The organism is Acinetobacter sp. 22323, from assembly GCF_052044895.1.
Lineage (GTDB): Bacteria > Pseudomonadota > Gammaproteobacteria > Pseudomonadales > Moraxellaceae > Acinetobacter > Acinetobacter schindleri.
The window spans coordinates 119,626-138,114 of record NZ_JBQEOL010000002.1 but is presented as its reverse complement, the minus strand read 5'-3'; the positions used below and the strand labels follow the sequence as shown (position 1 = coordinate 138,114).

Here is an 18,489-nt window from a genome sequence, read left to right as displayed (position 1 = left end):
ATCAACCATTAAAAAAGCCCACATTTTATTGAATGTAGGCTTTTTGAATTAGTTCTTGCCAGTATGACCAAAGCCACCTACACCACGCTCAGTGGCTTCGAATTCATTCACAATATCGAATTGTGCTTGCACCACTGGGACGAGGACATACTGCGCCAGACGCTCACCTGGTTCCAGGCTAAATGCAGTCTGGCTACGATTCCATACCGAAACCATGAGTTCACCTTGGTAATCTGAATCGATCAGACCTACCAGATTACCCAATACGATACCATGTTTATGACCCAGACCAGAACGTGGCAGGATCAGGCCCGCAAATGCAGGATCTTCAATATAAATAGCCAGACCAGTTTTCACGAGTACTGTTTGACCTGGTTCAATTACTGTAGTTTCGTTTACACATGCACGAAGGTCGAGTCCTGCAGAACCTGTAGTTGCATAATTTGGCATTGGCCATTCATTGCCAAGGCGTGCATCAAGGACTTTCACCTGTACTTTCATCATTTTATTCCTGTAGAAAAATATCAATAGATTAATTACTTAAATTTTAACGCTTAATCAGTGCGCGTAAATTATCCAGATAATGCTGTGCCTGCTGTTTCGGATCAATATTGCCAGCCAGCTTTTTCTTACGGCCTAACCATTCCAGTTCATCTTCTGGTAATTCATCCAGGAAGCGGCTTGGCGTCATCTGCTTCATCTGACCACCAGCCTTACGCTGCTCAGCCAAGGTAATCGTCAAGCCCTGACGCGCACGGGTAATGCCCACATACATCAGACGACGTTCTTCCTCAACAGTTTCTGCCGCGATCGAGTTTTTGTGTGGCAGAATCTCTTCTTCCAGGCCAATCAGATAAACATAAGGGAATTCCAGACCTTTAGATGCATGTAGCGTCAACAGGTTCACCTTATCTGTATCTTCTGCTTCCTGCTGCTGTTCCAGCATATCCAGCAGCACCATCTTACGGATGACGCTTTCGATATTCTTTTCATCCACATCTTCAGCACGGTTAATCAGGCTCTGAATACTGCTATACAGCACTTCAATATTGTCGAGCTTGGTTTTTTCCTGTGCCGGAGTTGCAGCTGATTCCTTGATGTAGTCGATATAGCCGGCTTCTACCATCATCTGGCGGATAATCGGTACTGGCTCATCATCATCCAGCAGATTGCGGGTAAAGTTATTGATGAAGTCAGCAAACTCAGCCAGCTGAGTGGTGGCTTTCTTTGGCATTGCCATAGTCAGACGCTGGTCAGCTGCCGCGGCCAAAAGCGACAGATTATTTTCTTGCGCAAACAGACCCAATTTTTCCAGCGTCACTGGTCCGATGGCACGTTTCGGTGTATTGATAATTCGCAGGAAGGCACTGTCATCTTCTGGATTAATGATCAGACGCAGGTAACTCATGACATCTTTGATTTCGGCGCGCGCGAAGAAAGACTGACCACCAGAGAGCTTGTAAGGAATCTGCATCTGACGCAGCTGGGTTTCCAGAATACGTGCCTGGAAATTCCCGCGGTACAAAATTGCGTAGTCTTTCCAGTTTTTACCATTCATCAACTTGTGCGTGATGAGATCTTTGACTACGCGTTCGGCTTCATCATCATCATTACGGCAAGTGATGACACGGATCACTTCACCATGGCCTTTGTCTGACCAGAGTTTTTTATCGAAGATATGCGGGTTGTTGCCAATAACGGTATTCGCCGCTTTCAAAATACGGCTGGTCGAACGGTAGTTCTGTTCCAGCTTGATAACTTTCAGATTCGGGAAATCCTGCTGTAACAACGCCATGTTTTCCGGTTTAGCCCCACGCCAGGCATAGATTGACTGGTCATCATCACCTACTGCAGTAAACTGGCCCATTACGCCGACCAGTAACTTCACCAGAATATACTGGGCGGTGTTGGTATCCTGATATTCATCCACCAACAAATAACGCACACGGTTCTGCCATTTATCACGCACTTCAGCGTTTTCCTGTAACAAACGCGTTGGCATCACAATCAGGTCATCGAAGTCAACGGCGTTATAGGCACGCAAGTTACGTTCATACAATTGATACAAATGCGCAAACTGGACATCTTCCTGAGTTTCACAGGTGGTATGAGCCTGCTCGGGTGGAATCAGATCGTTTTTCCAGTCGGAAATCATCTTCATCGCTTTTGCGATCAATTCCTTGCTTTCTGCCCCGGACAAGTTATCGCGATGCATCAGGTCCATCAGAATACGTTTACAGTCATCCGCATCCAGAATCGAGAAATTATTTTTCAGCGGTGTATGTTTTAGCTCTAAACGTAATAGATTCAGACCAAAGGTATGGAACGTCGATACTGATAAGCCTTTGCCTTCTTCACGTGTGAGTAACTTACTTACTCGCTCTTTCATTTCACGTGCGGCTTTGTTGGTAAAGGTCATGGCCGTAATACGATGTGCCGGAATGCCGCAATGCTTGACCAAGTAGGCGATTTTTCTTGTGATTACTGAAGTCTTACCTGAACCCGCACCGGCAAGCACTAACAAGGGCCCTTGAGTATATTTCATGGCTTCAAGTTGCTTGTCATTTAACTGACTGGCGAGTGACATAGTGCTTCCTCTTCTAGATTCGGCTCCGATTATAGTCGGCTCAAGCTCAGTTGCCTAATTGAAAATTCATTTTCCTGCGTCATACTTCAGACATAAAAAAACCACCCGAAGGTGGTCTTTTCTGCAATTCAGATCTTACTGAACAGCATATACCGCGATTTCAACACGACGGTTTTGTTCTCTACCCGCTGCAGTTGTGTTGTCTGCGATTGGGTTCGCTGAACCTAAACCTTGAGCATTAATACGTGTACGTGCAATACCTTGGCCTGCCAAGTAGTTTGCTACAGAGTTCGCACGTGCTTGAGACAATGGCAAGTTAATTGAATCGTTACCAGTGCTGTCTGTATAACCAGTCACAAGAATACCGCTCTTGTTATCTTCAGTTAGAACTTGGGCAACTTTGTTCAATGTTGCATAGAAGTTTGGTTTGATATTTGACTTGTTGGTATCAAATGTAATCGCACCTGGCATTACCAAGTTAATTGAACCGTCTGGATTACGGTTTACATCTACACCAGTACCCGCAGTCGCTTGACGTAATTTTTTCTCTTTATCATCCAGGTAAACACCCGCTGCACCACCAAGTACTGCACCGATTGCCGCTGCACGGTTGTTTTGACGGCTAGTGTTTGCATTGCCTTTAGAAATACCATAACCTGCCGCAGCACCAATTACTGTACCCAAAGCTGTTTTGTCGTACTCAACACCACCGAGGTTATTACCAGTAGTTTGACAACCTGTAAGTGCTACCGCCCCTGCTACTGCTGCTGTAACTAACATTGCACGCATCGCATGCCTCCTTAACTTGTTTTGTTGTATTTGAAGAATAATGGTCAATAATTCAATCAATAACTATATCTGATTTGTTAATAATAAATCTTTTCGTAACTATTTGTAATGTTTATGTGTAACCAAAACGGTTAACTTCATCACATTTTCTCCATAGTTCTCATTCGGTACTTTTCTATTTCAGATTGAAAACGTATATTGTTAATAATATGAAAAAATTTAGTCGATTTTCAGCTTAGGACAGGGTTATATGTCGTCGGAAAGTAAAAAACAGCCTATATTAAAAAAAATTGCACGTGGCCTGACTGTGACTTCAGTAATGACGGGAAGTACCTTTTTCCATGGACCGCCAGTACTGGCCCTCGGTCTGACCAAACTAGTCAAAAAGTCATCCAAAATTGATGAAACCAATATCAAGATTACCAACAGCTGGCTTGGTGTAAACAACTGGCTGATCGAGAATGTCCTTAAAAATACTCAATGGACCATTACCATTGATGAATCTCTGGATCTGAATATGCAGGGCCGCTACCTGATGAGCTGTAATCATCAGAGCTGGGTCGATACTACAGTCAATCAATACTTCGGCTTAACCCGTATGCCATTGACTCGGTTCTTTACCAAATGGGAACTGATCTTTATTCCATTCGTCGGACAGGCATTTAAGATTCTTGGTTTCCCGATGATGAAGCGTCACACCAAGGAACAGATTGCTAAAAATCCGGCCCTCAAAGATCGCGATATGGATGAAGCACGTAAATCCTGCCAGCAATTGCTGAGTCAGCCATTTACCCTGCTCAACTATCTGGAAGGTACGCGTTTTACCCAAGAGAAACATGACCAGCAACAGTCTCCCTTTAAACATTTGCTCAAACCGAAGGCAGGCGGTCTGGCCCTGGCGCTGAATATTCTGGGTGACCGTATTGATGCCTTTGTGGACATGACTATCATTTATCCGGACGGCATACCAGGTTATGGTGAATTCTGGCTAGGCGAAGTACCCCGTATTGCGGTAGATTTAAGAAAGATTGATATTCCGGACTGGGTACTGGGCGGTAATTATGAAGAAGATGCTGAATACCGCGAGCGTTTCCAGCAATGGGTTCATCAAATTTGGACTGAGAAAGATCAGTTGATTGAAAAAATGAAGCAGGATCTGGCTCAAGCAGCCTAATGCACTGATCTGAGAGACTATGAAACCAACTCCCCCGAAAACCAGCTCCAGCGCCTTTAAGTTTTTCCGTGAAGGCACCTGGGGCTGGAAGGTCGCCTTGGCCTATGACATCTTTATGATGGTGTTAATCGTCATCAACCTGTTCTGCCTGAGTGCCAATGCCATTTTAATGAGCGACTTCGGACAATGGTTATTCGATTTCATACGTCTGCCTGAAATCCTGCAATTTTATAAGGCTGAACTGCGTCCCTGGGTGATCATTACTGAAGGCTGGTTTACGACTTTCCTGATTGGGGAGTTATTGGTGCGCTGGCTAATTGCCATAGTCTTGCGTCATCATGCCCGCTGGTGGTTCTTTCCGTTTATTCACTGGTATGAAATTCTCGCTATCGTGCCGCAACTGCGTTTCCTGCGTCTGCTCCGCGCAGTGGCTATCGGCTACAACCTGCATAGCCATGGTTTCAAGGTGATTCCGTCTCGCTGGTATAAGCGTGGCAACTTCTACTACAACCTAGTTATGGAAGAATTGACCAGCCGTATTGTAGTGACCGTACTGGACGGAATTAAACGCGAACTGACCACCAGTACCACGCACCGTCAACTGATTGATGACCTGGTCGAGCATCACCGTCAATTATTTGCGATTGCCTTGGCAGATATCCTGCAAGAAACCCTAGGCAAGGAATTACAGGCACAACGTTATATGATTTCCAAAAACGTCGGCCAGGTGGTGAATAAAGCCATTGAAGATACGCCAGAGCTGACCCGGCTGTTACGCCTAATCCCGATTGTAGGCAGTCGCATGGAACAGCAGATTCAGAGTATCGGACAACGTCTGGGAGAAAATATCACCCAAGGATTGATCGATCCGTTTACGCATACTGATTACAGTAAAGATAATCCAACTTTTGCCATGATTTCTGAAAAGATCAGTCAGATCCAGATTGAACAAAATCCAAACATTGACAAATTGGTGGAGTCGGCTGTTTTTGAAACACTTGAAGCGATCCGCAAACAGGTCAAAATTAAACAGTGGCAGCAGATTCTGGAAGAAAATGAGCAAAATCAGCGTTCAACATACCTCTAATTCAGCATGAATAATGCTATGCTTTTTTATGGCATCTGATCGCATAAAAAAATAACCTGGATCGCTAGAGAATTAACGAAATTTGTTCTAGGATTTGCACTATTTACAATATTACTTCGACATAAAATTTACAAGTCAGAAGTATTAAGGAAGAACTATGGCTGATATACGGATTAAGGGCAGAATGGTCAATGCGATTCGCATTACCCTTGAAACAAATGATCATGATGCGATCCGCCAGCAATTAGCACCAAAATTACAAGCTGCTTTTCCACCGGGCACCCTGGTGGTGATTGAAAGCACTGTCGAGCAGGAACTTATCGCGCTGATCCAGCTGTTGATCAGCATGGATGTACAACCGATGGCGGTGACTGAAGGCCTGCTTGCAGATCAGGCACGTGCAATCCAGTTCCCAGTATTGCCACCTGACCGTCAGCTACAGGAAATCAAGGCAACCAAAGAACAGGTCATTGAAGTCAAACCGGAAGTGGTTAAGTCAGATGCTGGAACAGAAGAAGTTAAGGCAGCACCTGTCATTGCTCATGTGACTTCTTACCATGATGAAATCCTGCGTACTGGCCAGTGCATTGTGCAGCATCATGGCGACATTATTATCAGTGCTGGCATTAACAGCGGTTCAGAAGTGATTGCCTCTGGCAATATTCATGTTTATGGCAGTGCCCGTGGTCGTGTGATTGCCGGTGCAGGGGGCAATACTGCAGCACGCATTTTCTGTCATGCACTGGAAGCAGAACTGATTTCGATTGCAGGTACCTATTGTGTTGCAGACGATATTCCACCGCATGTGGTGAAAAAGCCTGTGCATATTTACTTGAATGATCAACTAGAGCTTGTATTTGAAGCTCTAGAATTTTAATGTATAAATAAACACCAAAACCCTATGTTAAATAGGGAATTTAAACCATAACAGGAGTGGATTCGGTGGCGAAAATTGTTGTCGTAACGTCAGGCAAAGGTGGTGTAGGTAAAACTACAACAAGCGCATCTTTTGCAACAGGTTTAGCCCTACGTGGCCACAAAACTGTTGTTATCGACTTTGACGTGGGTTTACGTAACCTTGACTTGATCATGGGTTGTGAACGCCGCGTTGTTTATGATTTTGTGAATGTTTTAAATAACGAAGCGCGATTACAACAAGCGCTTATTCGCGATAAGGATATTGAGAACTTATATATTTTGCCAGCGTCTCAAACACGTGATAAAGATGCCCTCACTGATGAAGGTGTTGCACGTGTAATGGATGAACTGTCGCAGGAATTTGACTACATTATTTGTGACTCACCTGCGGGGATCGAACGTGGTGCCATCATGGCCATGTACCATGCTGATGAAGCCATCATTGTCACTAACCCTGAAATTTCTTCAGTACGTGACTCTGACCGTATCATTGGTATGCTCGACAGCAAGACTAAAAAAGTAGAACAAAATGAAGGCCGCATCCGTAAACATCTGTGTATCACACGTTTCAATCCTGAACGTGCGGATAAACAGGAAATGTTGACCATTGATGACATTTCTAAAGATATTTTACGTGTGCCGACTCTGGGTGTAATTCCTGAGTGTCCAAGTGTCCTACAAGCATCGAACGAAGGCAAGCCAGTTATTAACTTTACTGCTTCTGCTGCAGGTCAGGCTTATGATGACCTGGTTGCGCGCTTCCTGGGTGAAGAGCGTCCTTACCGTCATATTGAAGTGAAACCAAAGGGCTGGTTAGCTCGATTATTTGGAGCATAAGCATGGCTGGATTCTGGAGTAAGCTTTTTAGCAGTGAGGAAAAACCAACAAGCGCGCAAACCGCGAAAGACCGTTTAAAGGTAATTGTTGCATCTGAACAGGGTCTGGGACGTCGTTTAAGCCAGGACAAGATTGACATGATGAAGAAAGAAATCATGCAGGTGGTCAATCGTTATGTTCGCGGTGTAGATGAACAGCATATTCAAATGCAGGTCCGTTCTGAAGCGAATATTGAAATGCTTGAAATGAATATCAATTTACCTGAAGAACGATAATTTGATTTTTGATTAGTCAATTAAATTGATTCAAGGCAAAATATGAGACTGAACAAAGCACTGCTTTGTTCAGTCGCAAGACGAGAAGCTTTGCTTCGAGTGGACTGAAAGTAAATTACTGCTTTGTTGAAGCGTAAGACGAGAAGCTAGGCTTCGAGTGGACTGGTGATACAAAGTTTACTTTACCTAACCACAAGATCCGAAGTTTAGCTTCAAGGTAGACAGAGAAAATGAAAAATACTTTGTCACTTGCGTACTCAAATTTTGCCTTTTTCATGTCGAAAATTATATCAAGGAGCTTGTGATGGCATTGTCTCAACCGGCAACGTTTAACGAAGAATGGTCAGATGAGCGTGTATTTGCCTATCTCACTCAATTACCTCCTGCAGGCGTAAACGCAGACTTTCATGTGCTTTATCATGCTTATAAACACATGCGTCCTTTTGACTATGAGCGCCTGTTGACTCAATTCGTTGCAGAAGGTCGTGATATCAATGCTACTAACCCTGAAGGTGAACGCATTCATGACGTGATCGCGAAATTCCCGCGTCACAGTGCTGAGTTCCTTGAAGTATTGGCCAAGTTCGCTTAAGACTTTGCTGATGCAATAAAAAAGCCTGCTTCATGCAGGCTTTTTTATCGGTGGAGATGCTGAATTAGATCAGAATCTCACGCTTACCATTCGCGCCCATCGCGCTCACCACACCGTTTTCTTCCATCTGGTCGATGATTCGGGCAGCACGGTTATAACCGAGGCTAAACTTACGCTGTAGCGATGATGTAGATGCCTTACGAGTTTCCAGTACGAAAGACACACATTGGTCATACAGTGGATCACGGTCAGAAGCACCATCGCCACCATCTTCAAAGCCACGACTTGTTGGTTCTTCATCAAATGGAGTTAGAATTTCATCAACATAGTTCGGGGCACCACGCTCACGCCAAGCATCACAAATACGGTTAACTTCATCATCGGCAATAAAGGCACCATGCACACGCTCAGGCTCAATCTTACCTGGCCCCAGAAACAGCATGTCACCATGACCAAGCAGGTCTTCTGCACCTCCTGCATCCAGAATGGTACGCGAATCAATTTTCGAGTTTACACGCAGTGCTACACGTGTTGGGATGTTGGCTTTGATCAGACCGGTAATCACATCCACCGATGGGCGTTGAGTTGCCAGTAACAGGTGAATCCCCGCAGCACGAGATTTCTGTGCCAGTCGGGTAATCATTTCTTCCGCTTTTTTACCGACCTGCATGATCATATCTGCGAACTCGTCCGCGACAATCACAATCGATGGTAATGGTGTCAAACGTGGTGCACGTTCCCCTGCCACCGATTCACTGGCTTTCCAGGTTGGATCAAACAGATCTTCACCATTGGCAATGGCTTCTTCAACCTTACGGTTGTAGTCGCTTAGCTTACGAATTTTCAGGAAGGACATCAGCTTATAACGACGTTCCATTTCATTGACACACCAGTTCAGTGCACTGACTGCATCTTTCATGTCCGTGACGACAGGCGTCAACAGGTGTGGAATATCGTTATAGTTTGCGAGTTCCAGCTGTTTCGGGTCAATCAGGATCAGACGTAATTGATCAGGTGTGTACTTGAGTAGCATCGACAAAATCATCGAGTTTACTGCGACCGACTTACCAGAACCGGTTGTACCAGCAACCAGCATATGCGGTGCCTTGCCAAGTTCAGTAATCACCGGATTGCCAGAAATATCTTTACCCATCGCCATCGACAGGATGGCACTTGCATCTTCAAATTTCGGTGTTTTAACCAGCTCGATCAGGCGTACCATTTCACGGGTACTGTTTGGTACTTCAATCCCGATATATGGCTTGCCTGGAATCACTTCAACCACACGCACCGAAGCCATCGACATGGAGCGCGCCAGGTCGCGGGAAATATTAGTCACTTTAGAGGCTTTTACACCTGGTGCCAGATCCAGTTCAAAACGAGTGACTACTGGGCCAGGCTGCGCTTCAACCACTTTGGCCTTGACGTTAAATTCTTGTAGTTTGATTTCCAGCAATTCAGACAGACGTGATAATTGCTCTTCGGTGAAATTGACTTTCTTGTTCGGATCAACTTCATCCAGTAGTTCCAGACCTGGTAATGGCGAAAGATCTTTACGGCGTTCAGCCACCATCATGGCGCGTGACAATGGACGGCCCATCGAGTCAGTCAGTGGAGCATCAAAATCGAATTCATCTTCTTCTTGAGGAGCACCCGCAGTTTCATGCCATGCTTCAATAAATTCTTCTTTGGATAATGCCGCTTTGACTGCATCAATGGTATTGTGCTGATTTGTATTTTGTTGAAGCGCTGTCTGAGCAGTCGAGTTGCTTTCAGGTGCAGAGACTTCTATGCCTTGATGCTGAATCGGTGCCTGTACAAAAGCGGAAGATTGCGCATAGCTGGAAGCACGGGCTGGCTTTTCTGGCTCAATATCCTCGACCAGTAAATCATCCAGATCATCAAAATCAGTTTCTAACCCCATGTTGCGTATTGCGGGCGTAGAAATAGGGGGAATACTGCTGCCTGTTGCCACAGCTGCAGTCGCTGCCGCACCTTTGGGCAAGTCTTCGACAATTCTTAAGGTTGGCTGTTCAGTAGCTGCTTGCGCAGTAAATGGACTATGCACATCCGTCGCAGTTTTACCCGGCGGTACAGCTGCCAATAGCTCATCAAAGATTTCATCATTATCCCAATCCAGACCTTTTTTCGTCGTCACAGACGGTACAGGTGTTTCAGTTTTGAGATGTGCCTTGATTTCCTGAATTGGAGCAACTGTTGTAGGGGATTCAGGGGGATGTTGTTGTTCTTCCGCTGCTTTCAATAAAGCATCGATATCCTGTTTATGGCGCTGATCCTCATCAGAATGCAAAGCACGCCAAACTTCGCCCGTGGTAATTACACGATCTGGATCCTGAATCAGGTGATGCGCTTTTTCCAGCGTTTTTTCAAATTCTTCATCTTCCGGACTAAGTTCAGGTTCAATATGTTTTTTCTGTTGCGCCTTGAATTCACGGTCAGCAATGTCATCAAACAGGCGCTCGGCTACATGGTCACGAACTACGGGATCTATTTCTACAGGCTCATGCTCAGGTACAGGAACCACAGGCGTTGAGATGCTCTTTTTAGCAGGGCTGCTGGCGATATCTTTCTTGGCAACTGCCATAGAGCGATCAAATTCGCCCTCCCCTTCCGGGACATTACGATAAAACAGATCCTGTAAATATGCAGGCGTTGCTTTCAGGCTGCTCCAGGTTTTGTTCCATTTCACACCAAAGGCCAAGGTAAACAGCATGACCCATAAACCTACCAGAAACACTGCCGCACCGTATATCGTCAATAGCTGTTCAAGACTCTGACCTAATTCATAACCGATAATGCCGCCCGACGAATTATCCAGTGTATCAGCAGGAACTTCCCAGAACAGGAACAGTAAGGCAGAAGTGGTCAGTAAAAGGAAGAATTGTGCTGCATAACGGAATGGCCGGTTCAGGAAGCTGTGTGGCCACCAGACCTGTACCGCTTCTACGAACAGATATAATGGAATGAGTAAGCTCGCCCAGCCCAGAAAACCAAACAGTAAGTCTGAAATCCATGCACCTGCAACCCCACTGGCATTTGAAACCGTCTGGGTGTCACTGGAAATGTGCATCCACCCCGGGTCAAATGGCGTATAGGTCACTGTTGCAAGAAACAGATAGATCCCAAATGAGACCAAAAATAATGTCATTACTAAGCGCTGTGCATAAGCACTCGACACCGTTGTCATATACTGTCCTGTAGCCAATTCTTCATGAATGTTCTTTTGCTATTATGATTCAAAAAAACGACGCAATAAAATGCCTATTATGCACCTGTTACACGAAAAAAGATGCAGTATTGTGCAACTGCACATAGGTCTTGTTCTTTATCACTTCTATATAGCTCAAATCGATTTGGATGATCAATAATATCGACTTTAATCTCACACCACTGTTATACAGTTTCACGTATAATTCAATAAATTTCTAAATACAAAAAGGATAGCCCGATGAGCGCACGTCACTCAAGACTGATTATTTTAGGTTCCGGCCCTGCTGGCTATAGCGCCGCTGTGTATGCAGCGCGTGCAAACTTAAAACCGACACTCATTGCAGGCCTGCAACTTGGTGGTCAGCTGACAACGACGACTGAAGTGGACAACTGGCCAGGTGATCCTGAAGGCCTGACTGGTCCAGTATTGATGGAACGTATGCAGGCGCATGCGGAACGTTTCGGTACTGAAATCGTATATGACCACATCAATGAAGTAGATCTGAACGTACGTCCTTTTGTATTAAAAGGTGACATGGAGGAGTTCACTTGTGACGCCTTGATCATTTGTACCGGTGCGACTGCGCAATACCTGGGTCTTGAATCTGAAGCTGCATTTATGGGTCAAGGCGTGAGCGCATGTGCGACCTGTGATGGTTTCTTCTATAAAAACCAGAAAGTCATGGTTGTCGGTGGTGGCAATACTGCGGTAGAAGAAGCGCTTTACCTGTCAAATATCGCATCTCACGTAACTTTAGTACACCGTCGTGACAGCCTGCGTTCTGAAAAAATTCTTCAGGACCATCTGTTTGAAAAAGAGAAAGAAGGCAAAATCAGCATCATCTGGAATCATCAAGTAGATGAAGTTCTGGGTGATGCCAAAGCAGGTGTAACTTCTGTACGTTTAAAATCAACTCAAGATGATTCAACTCAAGAAGTTGAGGTTTCAGGCATGTTCGTTGCAATTGGCCATAAGCCAAACAGCAGCATGTTTGAAGGTCAATTACAGCTTCGTGATGGTTATATCCAGGTGCAAAGCGGTACTGCGGGCAATGCAACGCAAACTTCTATTCCTGGCGTATTTGCTGCGGGTGATATTGCGGATAGCGTATACCGTCAGGCGATTACATCTGCAGGTTCGGGCTGTATGGCCGCACTGGATGCAGAAAAATATCTCGATGCGATGGGCAAGTTAGACTAAGCAGCAAAAATGAGAAAGCCGTCCATGTTGGGCGGTTTTTTTATGTATGATAAATACTGATGATTCTAAAACCAGGTTCAAGCATGCAACATCTTCCTCCTTCACAGTTCATTTTCCCCAATCCTGTAGAAGTGGATCTTGAAGGAGAAGGCCTGATTTGTATTGGCGCCGATCTCACTCCATCTACCCTGCTCGAAGCCTATTCACATGGCCTGTTTCCATGGTTTTCCGAAGGTGATCCAATCTGCTGGTGGAGCCCGGAACCACGTTGCATTATCCGACCACAGGGTTATCATCCGAGTAAATCGCTGATTCGAAATATGAAAAAGTATGATTATAAAATTACTGTGAATCATGCTTTTGAACGTGTTATCCGTTCCTGTTCACTACCTCGTGCTTATACCGATGATACCTGGATTAGCGAAGATATTATTCAGGGTTACTGTGATATGTTCGACGCCGGTTATGGTTATAGCATTGAAGTCTGGGATGAAGATCAAGTGGTGGGCGGATTATATGGCATCACCATTGGACAGGGCTGTTTTGGTGAATCCATGTTCAGCACCCAGACCGATGTCTCGAAAATGGCCTTTTATACCTTAATGCTGATTGGTCAGGAAAATCAGCTGCCCTGGATTGACTGCCAGTTGGTCAATGACCACCTGCTGAGCCTGGGTGCCAGTACAATTTCTCGCCAAGCGTATCTTAATTCGTTACAGGATGTGATAAAACGCCCACCTATCAATTGGCAAAAGTATCAGGAGGGTGTATTTTCAAGTAAAACAATAGCGTTAAACGCGCGATTAAATGAATGAAAATAACAGAGGGAATTTGTCATGAACTCCTATCAACCAAAATCCCTGCTGAACGATTTACAGTATTATATTACCCCGCCACACGATTGCAGCTATCTGCCCAACAAGTCTGCACGTATGGTTTTTCTCGATCCCTCACATCGCATAGATGTGGTGACACTTTCTGAATTATCCCGTACCGGTTTCCGCCGTAGTGGCGATTTTGTGTATCGTCCTGAATGTCACCTGTGCCGTCAATGCCTCTCCTCTCGTGTACCCGTGCGTGAATTCAGCATGAACAGTTCGCAAAAAAAGGCATGGAAAAGAAATCAGGACTTAAGCCTACGCATTACTGCACCGCAGCAGGCAAATGATAGCCACTATGCGCTGTATGAACGCTATATCAATGAACGCCACGCCGATGGTGATATGTATCCACCAAGCCGGGATCAGTTTGAAAAGTTTTTGTTGCAAAGCTGTACCGATAGCTTTTTCCTGGAACTCTGGAAAGATGACCGGCTGATCAGTGTATCGACCTGTGATCTGCTCGATGACGGAATTTCTGCGGTTTATACCTTCTTTGATCCGGATGAAAATCGACGTTCACTCGGTGTTTTTGCAATTCTAAAACAGATTGAACATGCTCAGAAATTAGAGCTGCCTTTTATTTACCTGGGTTACTGGGTCCCGCATTCCAGCAAGATGAATTACAAGTCTCAATACCTGCCGCTTGAATTGCTGATTGATGGCCAATGGCGTCGGTTAAACCGCTCGCTCAATGCGGCGGAGATTGAACACTTGGGAAACTCCTTGATGACGACCCTACCCTCCGGATGGAATAATCCCATCATCAAGTAAGATGGTCGTCACTAAAAGGAGTGTTAATCTGATTTATTTAAACAGACTGGCAAAGTCGTCCGTACATGCCTTCACCATAATGATGGCATGTTCACGACCACCGCCCGAGTTTGGATAGTAATTCTTGCGCAGGTCAATCTGGTGAAAACCAGCCTTTTCATAAAGACGAATTGCAGCTGTATTTGATTCACGTACTTCTAGGAAAATCTGTACCGGATTATTTTTCAGTAACTGGATAGATTCTTCTAGCAACTGAAAACCAAGACCTTTACTCTGCTGGCTTGGGTCAATTGCCATGAGTAATAAATTGGCTTCATCCAGTACCGGTTGCAAAATACAAAAGCCCACCACTTTACCTGCATATTCAATAATAGTGCTCTGATAAGCACTAACGGCTTCCTCGAACTGGGTTCTGGTCCAAGGATGAGATTGCACTTGTTGCTCAATCTGGGTGACCGCATCTATATCTGCTATTTGCATCAAACGAATCATGTTCGTTCATCTATCAATAAAAATCTCCTGCGCATTATAGAAACTTTATGCTGAAAATCGAGTAAAAAAAAGAGCGATTTCAATCGCCCTATTTTAGTGTCAGATTAAAGACCAAGTTTGCCTTTCCAGTGTGCCAGCAAACTGTGTGTGTCATGGTCATTTGGATGGAAACCCGGCTTGAAGTACATCGCCATTTCACGCCCCATACCAGTAATTATACCTTTGGACGGACTATAACCATATTCGTAAATGTCCTTGAGGGATTCCAGGTTTAACTGACGATCTTCCTTCAGCAGACGCATGACAAAATAGCTTTGTACAAAGAACAAAGTCACCATAGCGATCACCAGTGAACTGGTACGTAACAGATATGACTTTAAGCCTTTTCCAAACACGCCTTCAAACACGTCATAGGCCACAGCTTTATGCTCATTTTCTTCAATGGCATGCCATAACCACATGGTCTTCATGGTGTCATCTTTCATCAGTTCCTGAATATGACTATTGGTCAACAACTGAGAGGCAATGGTCGCAGTAAAATGTTCAAGTGCGGTCGTTGCAGTCAAATCTACCATTTCCTGAGTAATTCCCACAGGCTTGGCTAATTTTGCCATGACTTTACGCGTTGTTTGAATGACTTTATCCGTATAACGATCCAAGGTATCAACATCATGGCCGTATTTTTGCGCTGAGGCATTGAAGCCGACATGTTCCTGGGTATGCATCGCTTCTTGCCCAATGAAAGCAGAGATTTCTTTTTGCAGTACTTCATTGTCTTTAAGCTTGGGATGATTACGTACCGCACGCACACTGTCGATAAAGAATTTTTCACCTGCGGGAAACAAGGCAGACAATGCTGTCATAAAATGAGTCAGCCCGGCTGAACCATTCATCCAGTATTCTGGAACCTGTTCAAAATCAAAGTTCATGCGACGTACAGGAAAACTTGCACCGGCACGATGAGTAATTTTTACTTCAGCATTCATATAACGCCTCCTGACAGATCTTCTCGACCTGGCCCCTATTTTTCTATTTTCTTATTGGTATCTTACTCAGTTATCTGCTTGACATCATTGCAGTTAAGGTCAGCTGAATATCACTTTAGGACAGCGCTCTAATTTTGTTAGACAATTTATTTTTCACTTTAGATAAACAAAAAAAGCGTCCCAAAGGGCATTGCTGTCCCATAGTTTGCTTTAAATAAAAAAAACCTGAGTCTAAATAGTTAAAATATGAGTGCAAACAAACACTTTAACTATAAAGGACTCAGGTTTTGTCACATCAGAATACCGTATTTCATCAATTACTCAAACCCATTTTAAGACAAGATTTTGAACGTCTGGCTAAACTGCATCACTCTGGGCAAAAATTAAGATCAGCCACCCGCTGGGATCAGTTTGTCGCCATATTGATGTCCCAACTTTCTTGTCGGCAAAGCTTAAGAGACATTCAATCCAATCTCGAATCCCAGCAAGAAAAGCTCTATCATCTTGGCGCGAAAAGAATTGCGCGAAGCACCTTAGCAAGACTCAACGAAGAACAGCCCGCCAGCCTGTATCAACAATTGTTCACGCAGCTGCTTCAGCACTGTGAAAACTCTAAAACTGCACATAAATTTAGATTCAAGAATCCGCTGTATTCACTCGATGCCAGTCATATTGACCTTTCACTGTCATTGTGCGAATGGGCAAAAGTGCATGAATCCAAAGCCAGTATTAAACTCAGTGTTGGCTTAAATCACAGCAATACCATTCCTGAATTTGTAGCGCTTGGGGATGGCATTGAAAATGATATGGTGCAAGGCAGAGCATTTAAATTTCCTGCTGGCAGCATTGTCGTCTTTGATAAAGGATATGTTGATTATCAATGGTTTGCTCAGTTGACCCATCAGAAAGTCAGCTTCGTCACTCGGCTACGCCCAAAGACAGTTTATCAAGTTAAATCAAGCCGCAACGTATTAGCGACTAAAGGGATTATTGCGGATGAATGTATTGAATTGAGCAGTGCGCATGCCAAGAAAAGAGGCGCACCTAAATTATTAAGACGTATAGAGTTTTATGATACAGATAAGAAAAGAACATTCGAATTTCTGAGCAACAACTTTCATCTGGCAGCCTCCACCATTGCTGCAATTTATAAAGACCGCTGGAAGATTGAGTTATTCTTTAAAGCCCTCAAGCAGAATTTAAAGCTGAAGTCATTTCTAGGTCGAAGCCGCAATGCGATACAGACTCAAATATGGATTGCCTTAATTGCCTATTTGCTGGTGAGTTTCGCTCAACATATGGCACAAGAAGGATGGAGTGTTCAGCGTTTACTGCGAATTATTCAGGTTAATTTATTTGAAAGGAAGCTTTTAAGGTCACTTTTTGTGCCTGATAAAAAATGGAGAAAACAAGAAGAACCTCAATTGAGGTTCTTCTTTTGAAAATTGTGGGACAGCAGTGTCCCAAAGGGACGCTTTTTTTACACAATCAGTGATTATGCAGTAACGCGAGATACTACACCAGCACCAACTGTACGACCACCTTCACGGATCGCGAAGCGTAAGCCTGCGTCCATTGCGATCGGGTGGATCAGCTCTACTGACATCTCAACGTTGTCACCAGGCATAACCATCTCAACGCCTTCTTTAAGCGCGATCGCACCAGTTACGTCAGTTGTACGGAAATAGAACTGTGGACGGTAACCGTTAAGGAATGGAGTATGACGACCACCTTCTTCTTTAGAAAGTACGTATACTTCTGCGTCGAATTTAGTGTGCGGCTTGATTGTACCTGGTTTAGCAAGTACTTGACCACGTTGTACGTCTTCACGCTTAGTACCACGAAGAAGAACACCACAGTTCTCGCCCGCACGACCTTCGTCAAGAAGTTTACGGAACATTTCAACGCCAGTTACAGTTGTTGTTTGTGTATCACGGATACCAACGATTTCAACTGACTCACCAACTTTAACAATACCAGTCTCAACACGGCCAGTTACTACTGTACCACGACCTGAGATTGAGAATACGTCTTCGATTGGCATCAAGAATGCCTGGTCGATTGCACGTTCTGGTTCTGGGATGTAAGAGTCAAGCGCTTCAACAAGAGCTTCAACTGCAGCTTCACCATATTGACCAGCGTCGCCGTTAAGCGCAAGAAGAGCTGAACCACGGATAACTGGAGTGTCATCACCTGGGAAGTCGTAAGTAGAAAGAAGTTCACGAACTTCCATTTCAACTAGCTCAAGAAGCTCTTCGTCGTCTACAAGGTCGCATTTGTTCAAGAATACAACGATGTAAGGTACACCTACCTGACGAGAAAGAAGGATGTGTTCACGAGTTTGTGGCATTGGACCATCAGTCGCAGCACATACAAGGATCGCGCCGTCCATCTGAGCAGCACCAGTAATCATGTTTTTAACATAATCGGCGTGGCCCGGGCAGTCTACGTGAGCGTAGTGACGAGTTGGAGAATCGTATTCTACGTGAGAAGTGTTAATGGTAATACCACGTGCTTTTTCTTCTGGTGCAGAGTCAATTGCAGCGTAGTCTTTCGCTTCACCACCGAATTTCTTCGCACATACAGTTGCAATCGCAGCTGTTAAAGTTGTTTTACCATGGTCAACGTGACCAATTGTGCCCACGTTAACGTGTGGCTTATTACGTTC

Annotated in this window: 17 protein-coding genes; 10 read left to right on the top strand and 7 right to left on the bottom strand. The window is 44.5% G+C overall.

The genetic code is table 11. The annotated features are described in order from the left end of the window. Positions 1-48 precede the first annotated feature (48 nt). The 3 genes from dut to ACTJIX_RS01920 all read right to left on the bottom strand — a co-directional run bounded on the left by dut (position 49) and on the right by ACTJIX_RS01920 (position 3,376). Positions 49-501 carry a dUTP diphosphatase gene (gene dut, locus ACTJIX_RS01930; protein WP_034433911.1) on the bottom strand — a complete coding sequence of 151 codons (453 nt, stop codon included), beginning with the start codon at positions 499-501 and terminating at the stop codon, positions 49-51. Between the two features lie 46 nt (positions 502-547). After that, a complete protein-coding gene (locus tag ACTJIX_RS01925) occupies positions 548-2,587 on the bottom strand; it encodes a UvrD-helicase domain-containing protein (protein ID WP_004893324.1) in 2,040 nt (679 codons plus the stop codon). Positions 2,588-2,722: 135 nt separating this feature from the next. Further along, entirely contained in the window at positions 2,723-3,376 is a 654-nt protein-coding gene (locus tag ACTJIX_RS01920) for an OmpA family protein (protein ID WP_005221115.1), read from the bottom strand. Positions 3,377-3,626: 250 nt separating this feature from the next. Between ACTJIX_RS01920 and ACTJIX_RS01915 the strand changes: the two genes are divergently transcribed. The 6 genes from ACTJIX_RS01915 (at position 3,627) to ACTJIX_RS01890 (ending at position 8,259) form a co-directional block, all read left to right on the top strand. Continuing rightward, positions 3,627-4,550, top strand: a complete 924-nt coding sequence (locus ACTJIX_RS01915) for an acyltransferase (protein ID WP_348903018.1) — start codon at positions 3,627-3,629, stop codon at positions 4,548-4,550. 19 nt (positions 4,551-4,569) lie between these two features. Beyond that, positions 4,570-5,637, top strand: a complete 1,068-nt coding sequence (locus tag ACTJIX_RS01910; RefSeq protein WP_004893321.1) for a hypothetical protein — start codon at positions 4,570-4,572, stop codon at positions 5,635-5,637. Positions 5,638-5,794: 157 nt separating this feature from the next. After that, positions 5,795-6,514: a septum site-determining protein MinC gene (gene minC / locus ACTJIX_RS01905; protein WP_004893319.1), complete on the top strand. Its 720-nt coding sequence runs from the start codon at positions 5,795-5,797 to the stop codon at positions 6,512-6,514. 65 nt (positions 6,515-6,579) lie between these two features. Continuing rightward, positions 6,580-7,392 carry a septum site-determining protein MinD gene (gene minD / locus ACTJIX_RS01900; RefSeq protein ID WP_004811150.1) on the top strand — a complete coding sequence of 271 codons (813 nt, stop codon included), beginning with the start codon at positions 6,580-6,582 and terminating at the stop codon, positions 7,390-7,392. Between the two features lie 2 nt (positions 7,393-7,394). Continuing rightward, positions 7,395-7,667 carry a cell division topological specificity factor MinE gene (gene minE, locus ACTJIX_RS01895; RefSeq protein ID WP_004811152.1) on the top strand — a complete coding sequence of 91 codons (273 nt, stop codon included), beginning with the start codon at positions 7,395-7,397 and terminating at the stop codon, positions 7,665-7,667. 304 nt (positions 7,668-7,971) lie between these two features. Beyond that, on the top strand, positions 7,972-8,259 hold the full coding sequence (locus ACTJIX_RS01890; RefSeq protein ID WP_004893317.1) for a PA4642 family protein: 288 nt from the start codon (positions 7,972-7,974) through the stop codon (positions 8,257-8,259). Positions 8,260-8,323: 64 nt separating this feature from the next. Here the strand turns inward: ACTJIX_RS01890 and ACTJIX_RS01885 are convergent, their stop codons facing one another. After that, entirely contained in the window at positions 8,324-11,467 is a 3,144-nt protein-coding gene (locus ACTJIX_RS01885) for a DNA translocase FtsK (RefSeq protein ID WP_004893316.1), read from the bottom strand. 261 nt (positions 11,468-11,728) lie between these two features. Between ACTJIX_RS01885 and trxB the strand changes: the two genes are divergently transcribed. From trxB to ACTJIX_RS01870, 3 genes are all read left to right on the top strand, one after another. Continuing rightward, positions 11,729-12,691: a thioredoxin-disulfide reductase gene (gene trxB, locus ACTJIX_RS01880; RefSeq protein ID WP_004811157.1), complete on the top strand. Its 963-nt coding sequence runs from the start codon at positions 11,729-11,731 to the stop codon at positions 12,689-12,691. Positions 12,692-12,774: 83 nt separating this feature from the next. Next, positions 12,775-13,506 carry a leucyl/phenylalanyl-tRNA--protein transferase gene (gene aat, locus ACTJIX_RS01875; protein WP_004893315.1) on the top strand — a complete coding sequence of 244 codons (732 nt, stop codon included), beginning with the start codon at positions 12,775-12,777 and terminating at the stop codon, positions 13,504-13,506. 21 nt (positions 13,507-13,527) lie between these two features. Beyond that, complete coding sequence (locus tag ACTJIX_RS01870; RefSeq protein ID WP_004893313.1) at positions 13,528-14,343, top strand: arginyltransferase; 816 nt, start codon at positions 13,528-13,530, stop codon at positions 14,341-14,343. Between the two features lie 33 nt (positions 14,344-14,376). Here the strand turns inward: ACTJIX_RS01870 and rimI are convergent, their stop codons facing one another. Next, the gene (gene rimI / locus ACTJIX_RS01865; RefSeq protein WP_004893312.1) at positions 14,377-14,835 is read right to left on the bottom strand and encodes a ribosomal protein S18-alanine N-acetyltransferase; all 459 of its coding nucleotides are present in this window, start codon (positions 14,833-14,835) and stop codon (positions 14,377-14,379) included. Between the two features lie 104 nt (positions 14,836-14,939). Further along, complete coding sequence (locus tag ACTJIX_RS01860; RefSeq protein WP_004893311.1) at positions 14,940-15,821, bottom strand: metal-dependent hydrolase; 882 nt, start codon at positions 15,819-15,821, stop codon at positions 14,940-14,942. A 287-nt stretch (positions 15,822-16,108) separates the two neighbouring features. Between ACTJIX_RS01860 and ACTJIX_RS01855 the strand changes: the two genes are divergently transcribed. Continuing rightward, complete coding sequence (locus ACTJIX_RS01855; protein ID WP_348903015.1) at positions 16,109-17,263, top strand: IS4 family transposase; 1,155 nt, start codon at positions 16,109-16,111, stop codon at positions 17,261-17,263. A gap of 53 nt (positions 17,264-17,316) precedes the next feature. On the opposite strand, the gene tuf is transcribed toward ACTJIX_RS01855, so the two are convergent. Next, positions 17,317-18,489, bottom strand: a 1,173-nt coding sequence (tuf, locus tag ACTJIX_RS01850) for an elongation factor Tu (RefSeq protein WP_048881335.1), incomplete at its 5' end; no start/stop codon positions are given.

What these genes read in the sequence shown, in the direction of transcription:
- dut (WP_034433911.1), bottom strand. Translation starts at nt 501, where the DNA reads ATGAAAGTACAGGTGAAAGTCCTTGATGCACGCCTTGGCAATGAATGG.
- ACTJIX_RS01925 (WP_004893324.1), bottom strand. Translation starts at nt 2,587, where the DNA reads ATGTCACTCGCCAGTCAGTTAAATGACAAGCAACTTGAAGCCATGAAA.
- ACTJIX_RS01920 (WP_005221115.1), bottom strand. Translation starts at nt 3,376, where the DNA reads ATGCGTGCAATGTTAGTTACAGCAGCAGTAGCAGGGGCGGTAGCACTT.
- ACTJIX_RS01915 (WP_348903018.1), top strand. Translation starts at nt 3,627, where the DNA reads ATGTCGTCGGAAAGTAAAAAACAGCCTATATTAAAAAAAATTGCACGT.
- ACTJIX_RS01910 (WP_004893321.1), top strand. Translation starts at nt 4,570, where the DNA reads ATGAAACCAACTCCCCCGAAAACCAGCTCCAGCGCCTTTAAGTTTTTC.
- minC (WP_004893319.1), top strand. Translation starts at nt 5,795, where the DNA reads ATGGCTGATATACGGATTAAGGGCAGAATGGTCAATGCGATTCGCATT.
- minE (WP_004811152.1), top strand. Translation starts at nt 7,395, where the DNA reads ATGGCTGGATTCTGGAGTAAGCTTTTTAGCAGTGAGGAAAAACCAACA.
- ACTJIX_RS01890 (WP_004893317.1), top strand. Translation starts at nt 7,972, where the DNA reads ATGGCATTGTCTCAACCGGCAACGTTTAACGAAGAATGGTCAGATGAG.
- ACTJIX_RS01885 (WP_004893316.1), bottom strand. Translation starts at nt 11,467, where the DNA reads ATGACAACGGTGTCGAGTGCTTATGCACAGCGCTTAGTAATGACATTA.
- trxB (WP_004811157.1), top strand. Translation starts at nt 11,729, where the DNA reads ATGAGCGCACGTCACTCAAGACTGATTATTTTAGGTTCCGGCCCTGCT.
- aat (WP_004893315.1), top strand. Translation starts at nt 12,775, where the DNA reads ATGCAACATCTTCCTCCTTCACAGTTCATTTTCCCCAATCCTGTAGAA.
- ACTJIX_RS01870 (WP_004893313.1), top strand. Translation starts at nt 13,528, where the DNA reads ATGAACTCCTATCAACCAAAATCCCTGCTGAACGATTTACAGTATTAT.
- rimI (WP_004893312.1), bottom strand. Translation starts at nt 14,835, where the DNA reads ATGATTCGTTTGATGCAAATAGCAGATATAGATGCGGTCACCCAGATT.
- ACTJIX_RS01860 (WP_004893311.1), bottom strand. Translation starts at nt 15,821, where the DNA reads ATGAATGCTGAAGTAAAAATTACTCATCGTGCCGGTGCAAGTTTTCCT.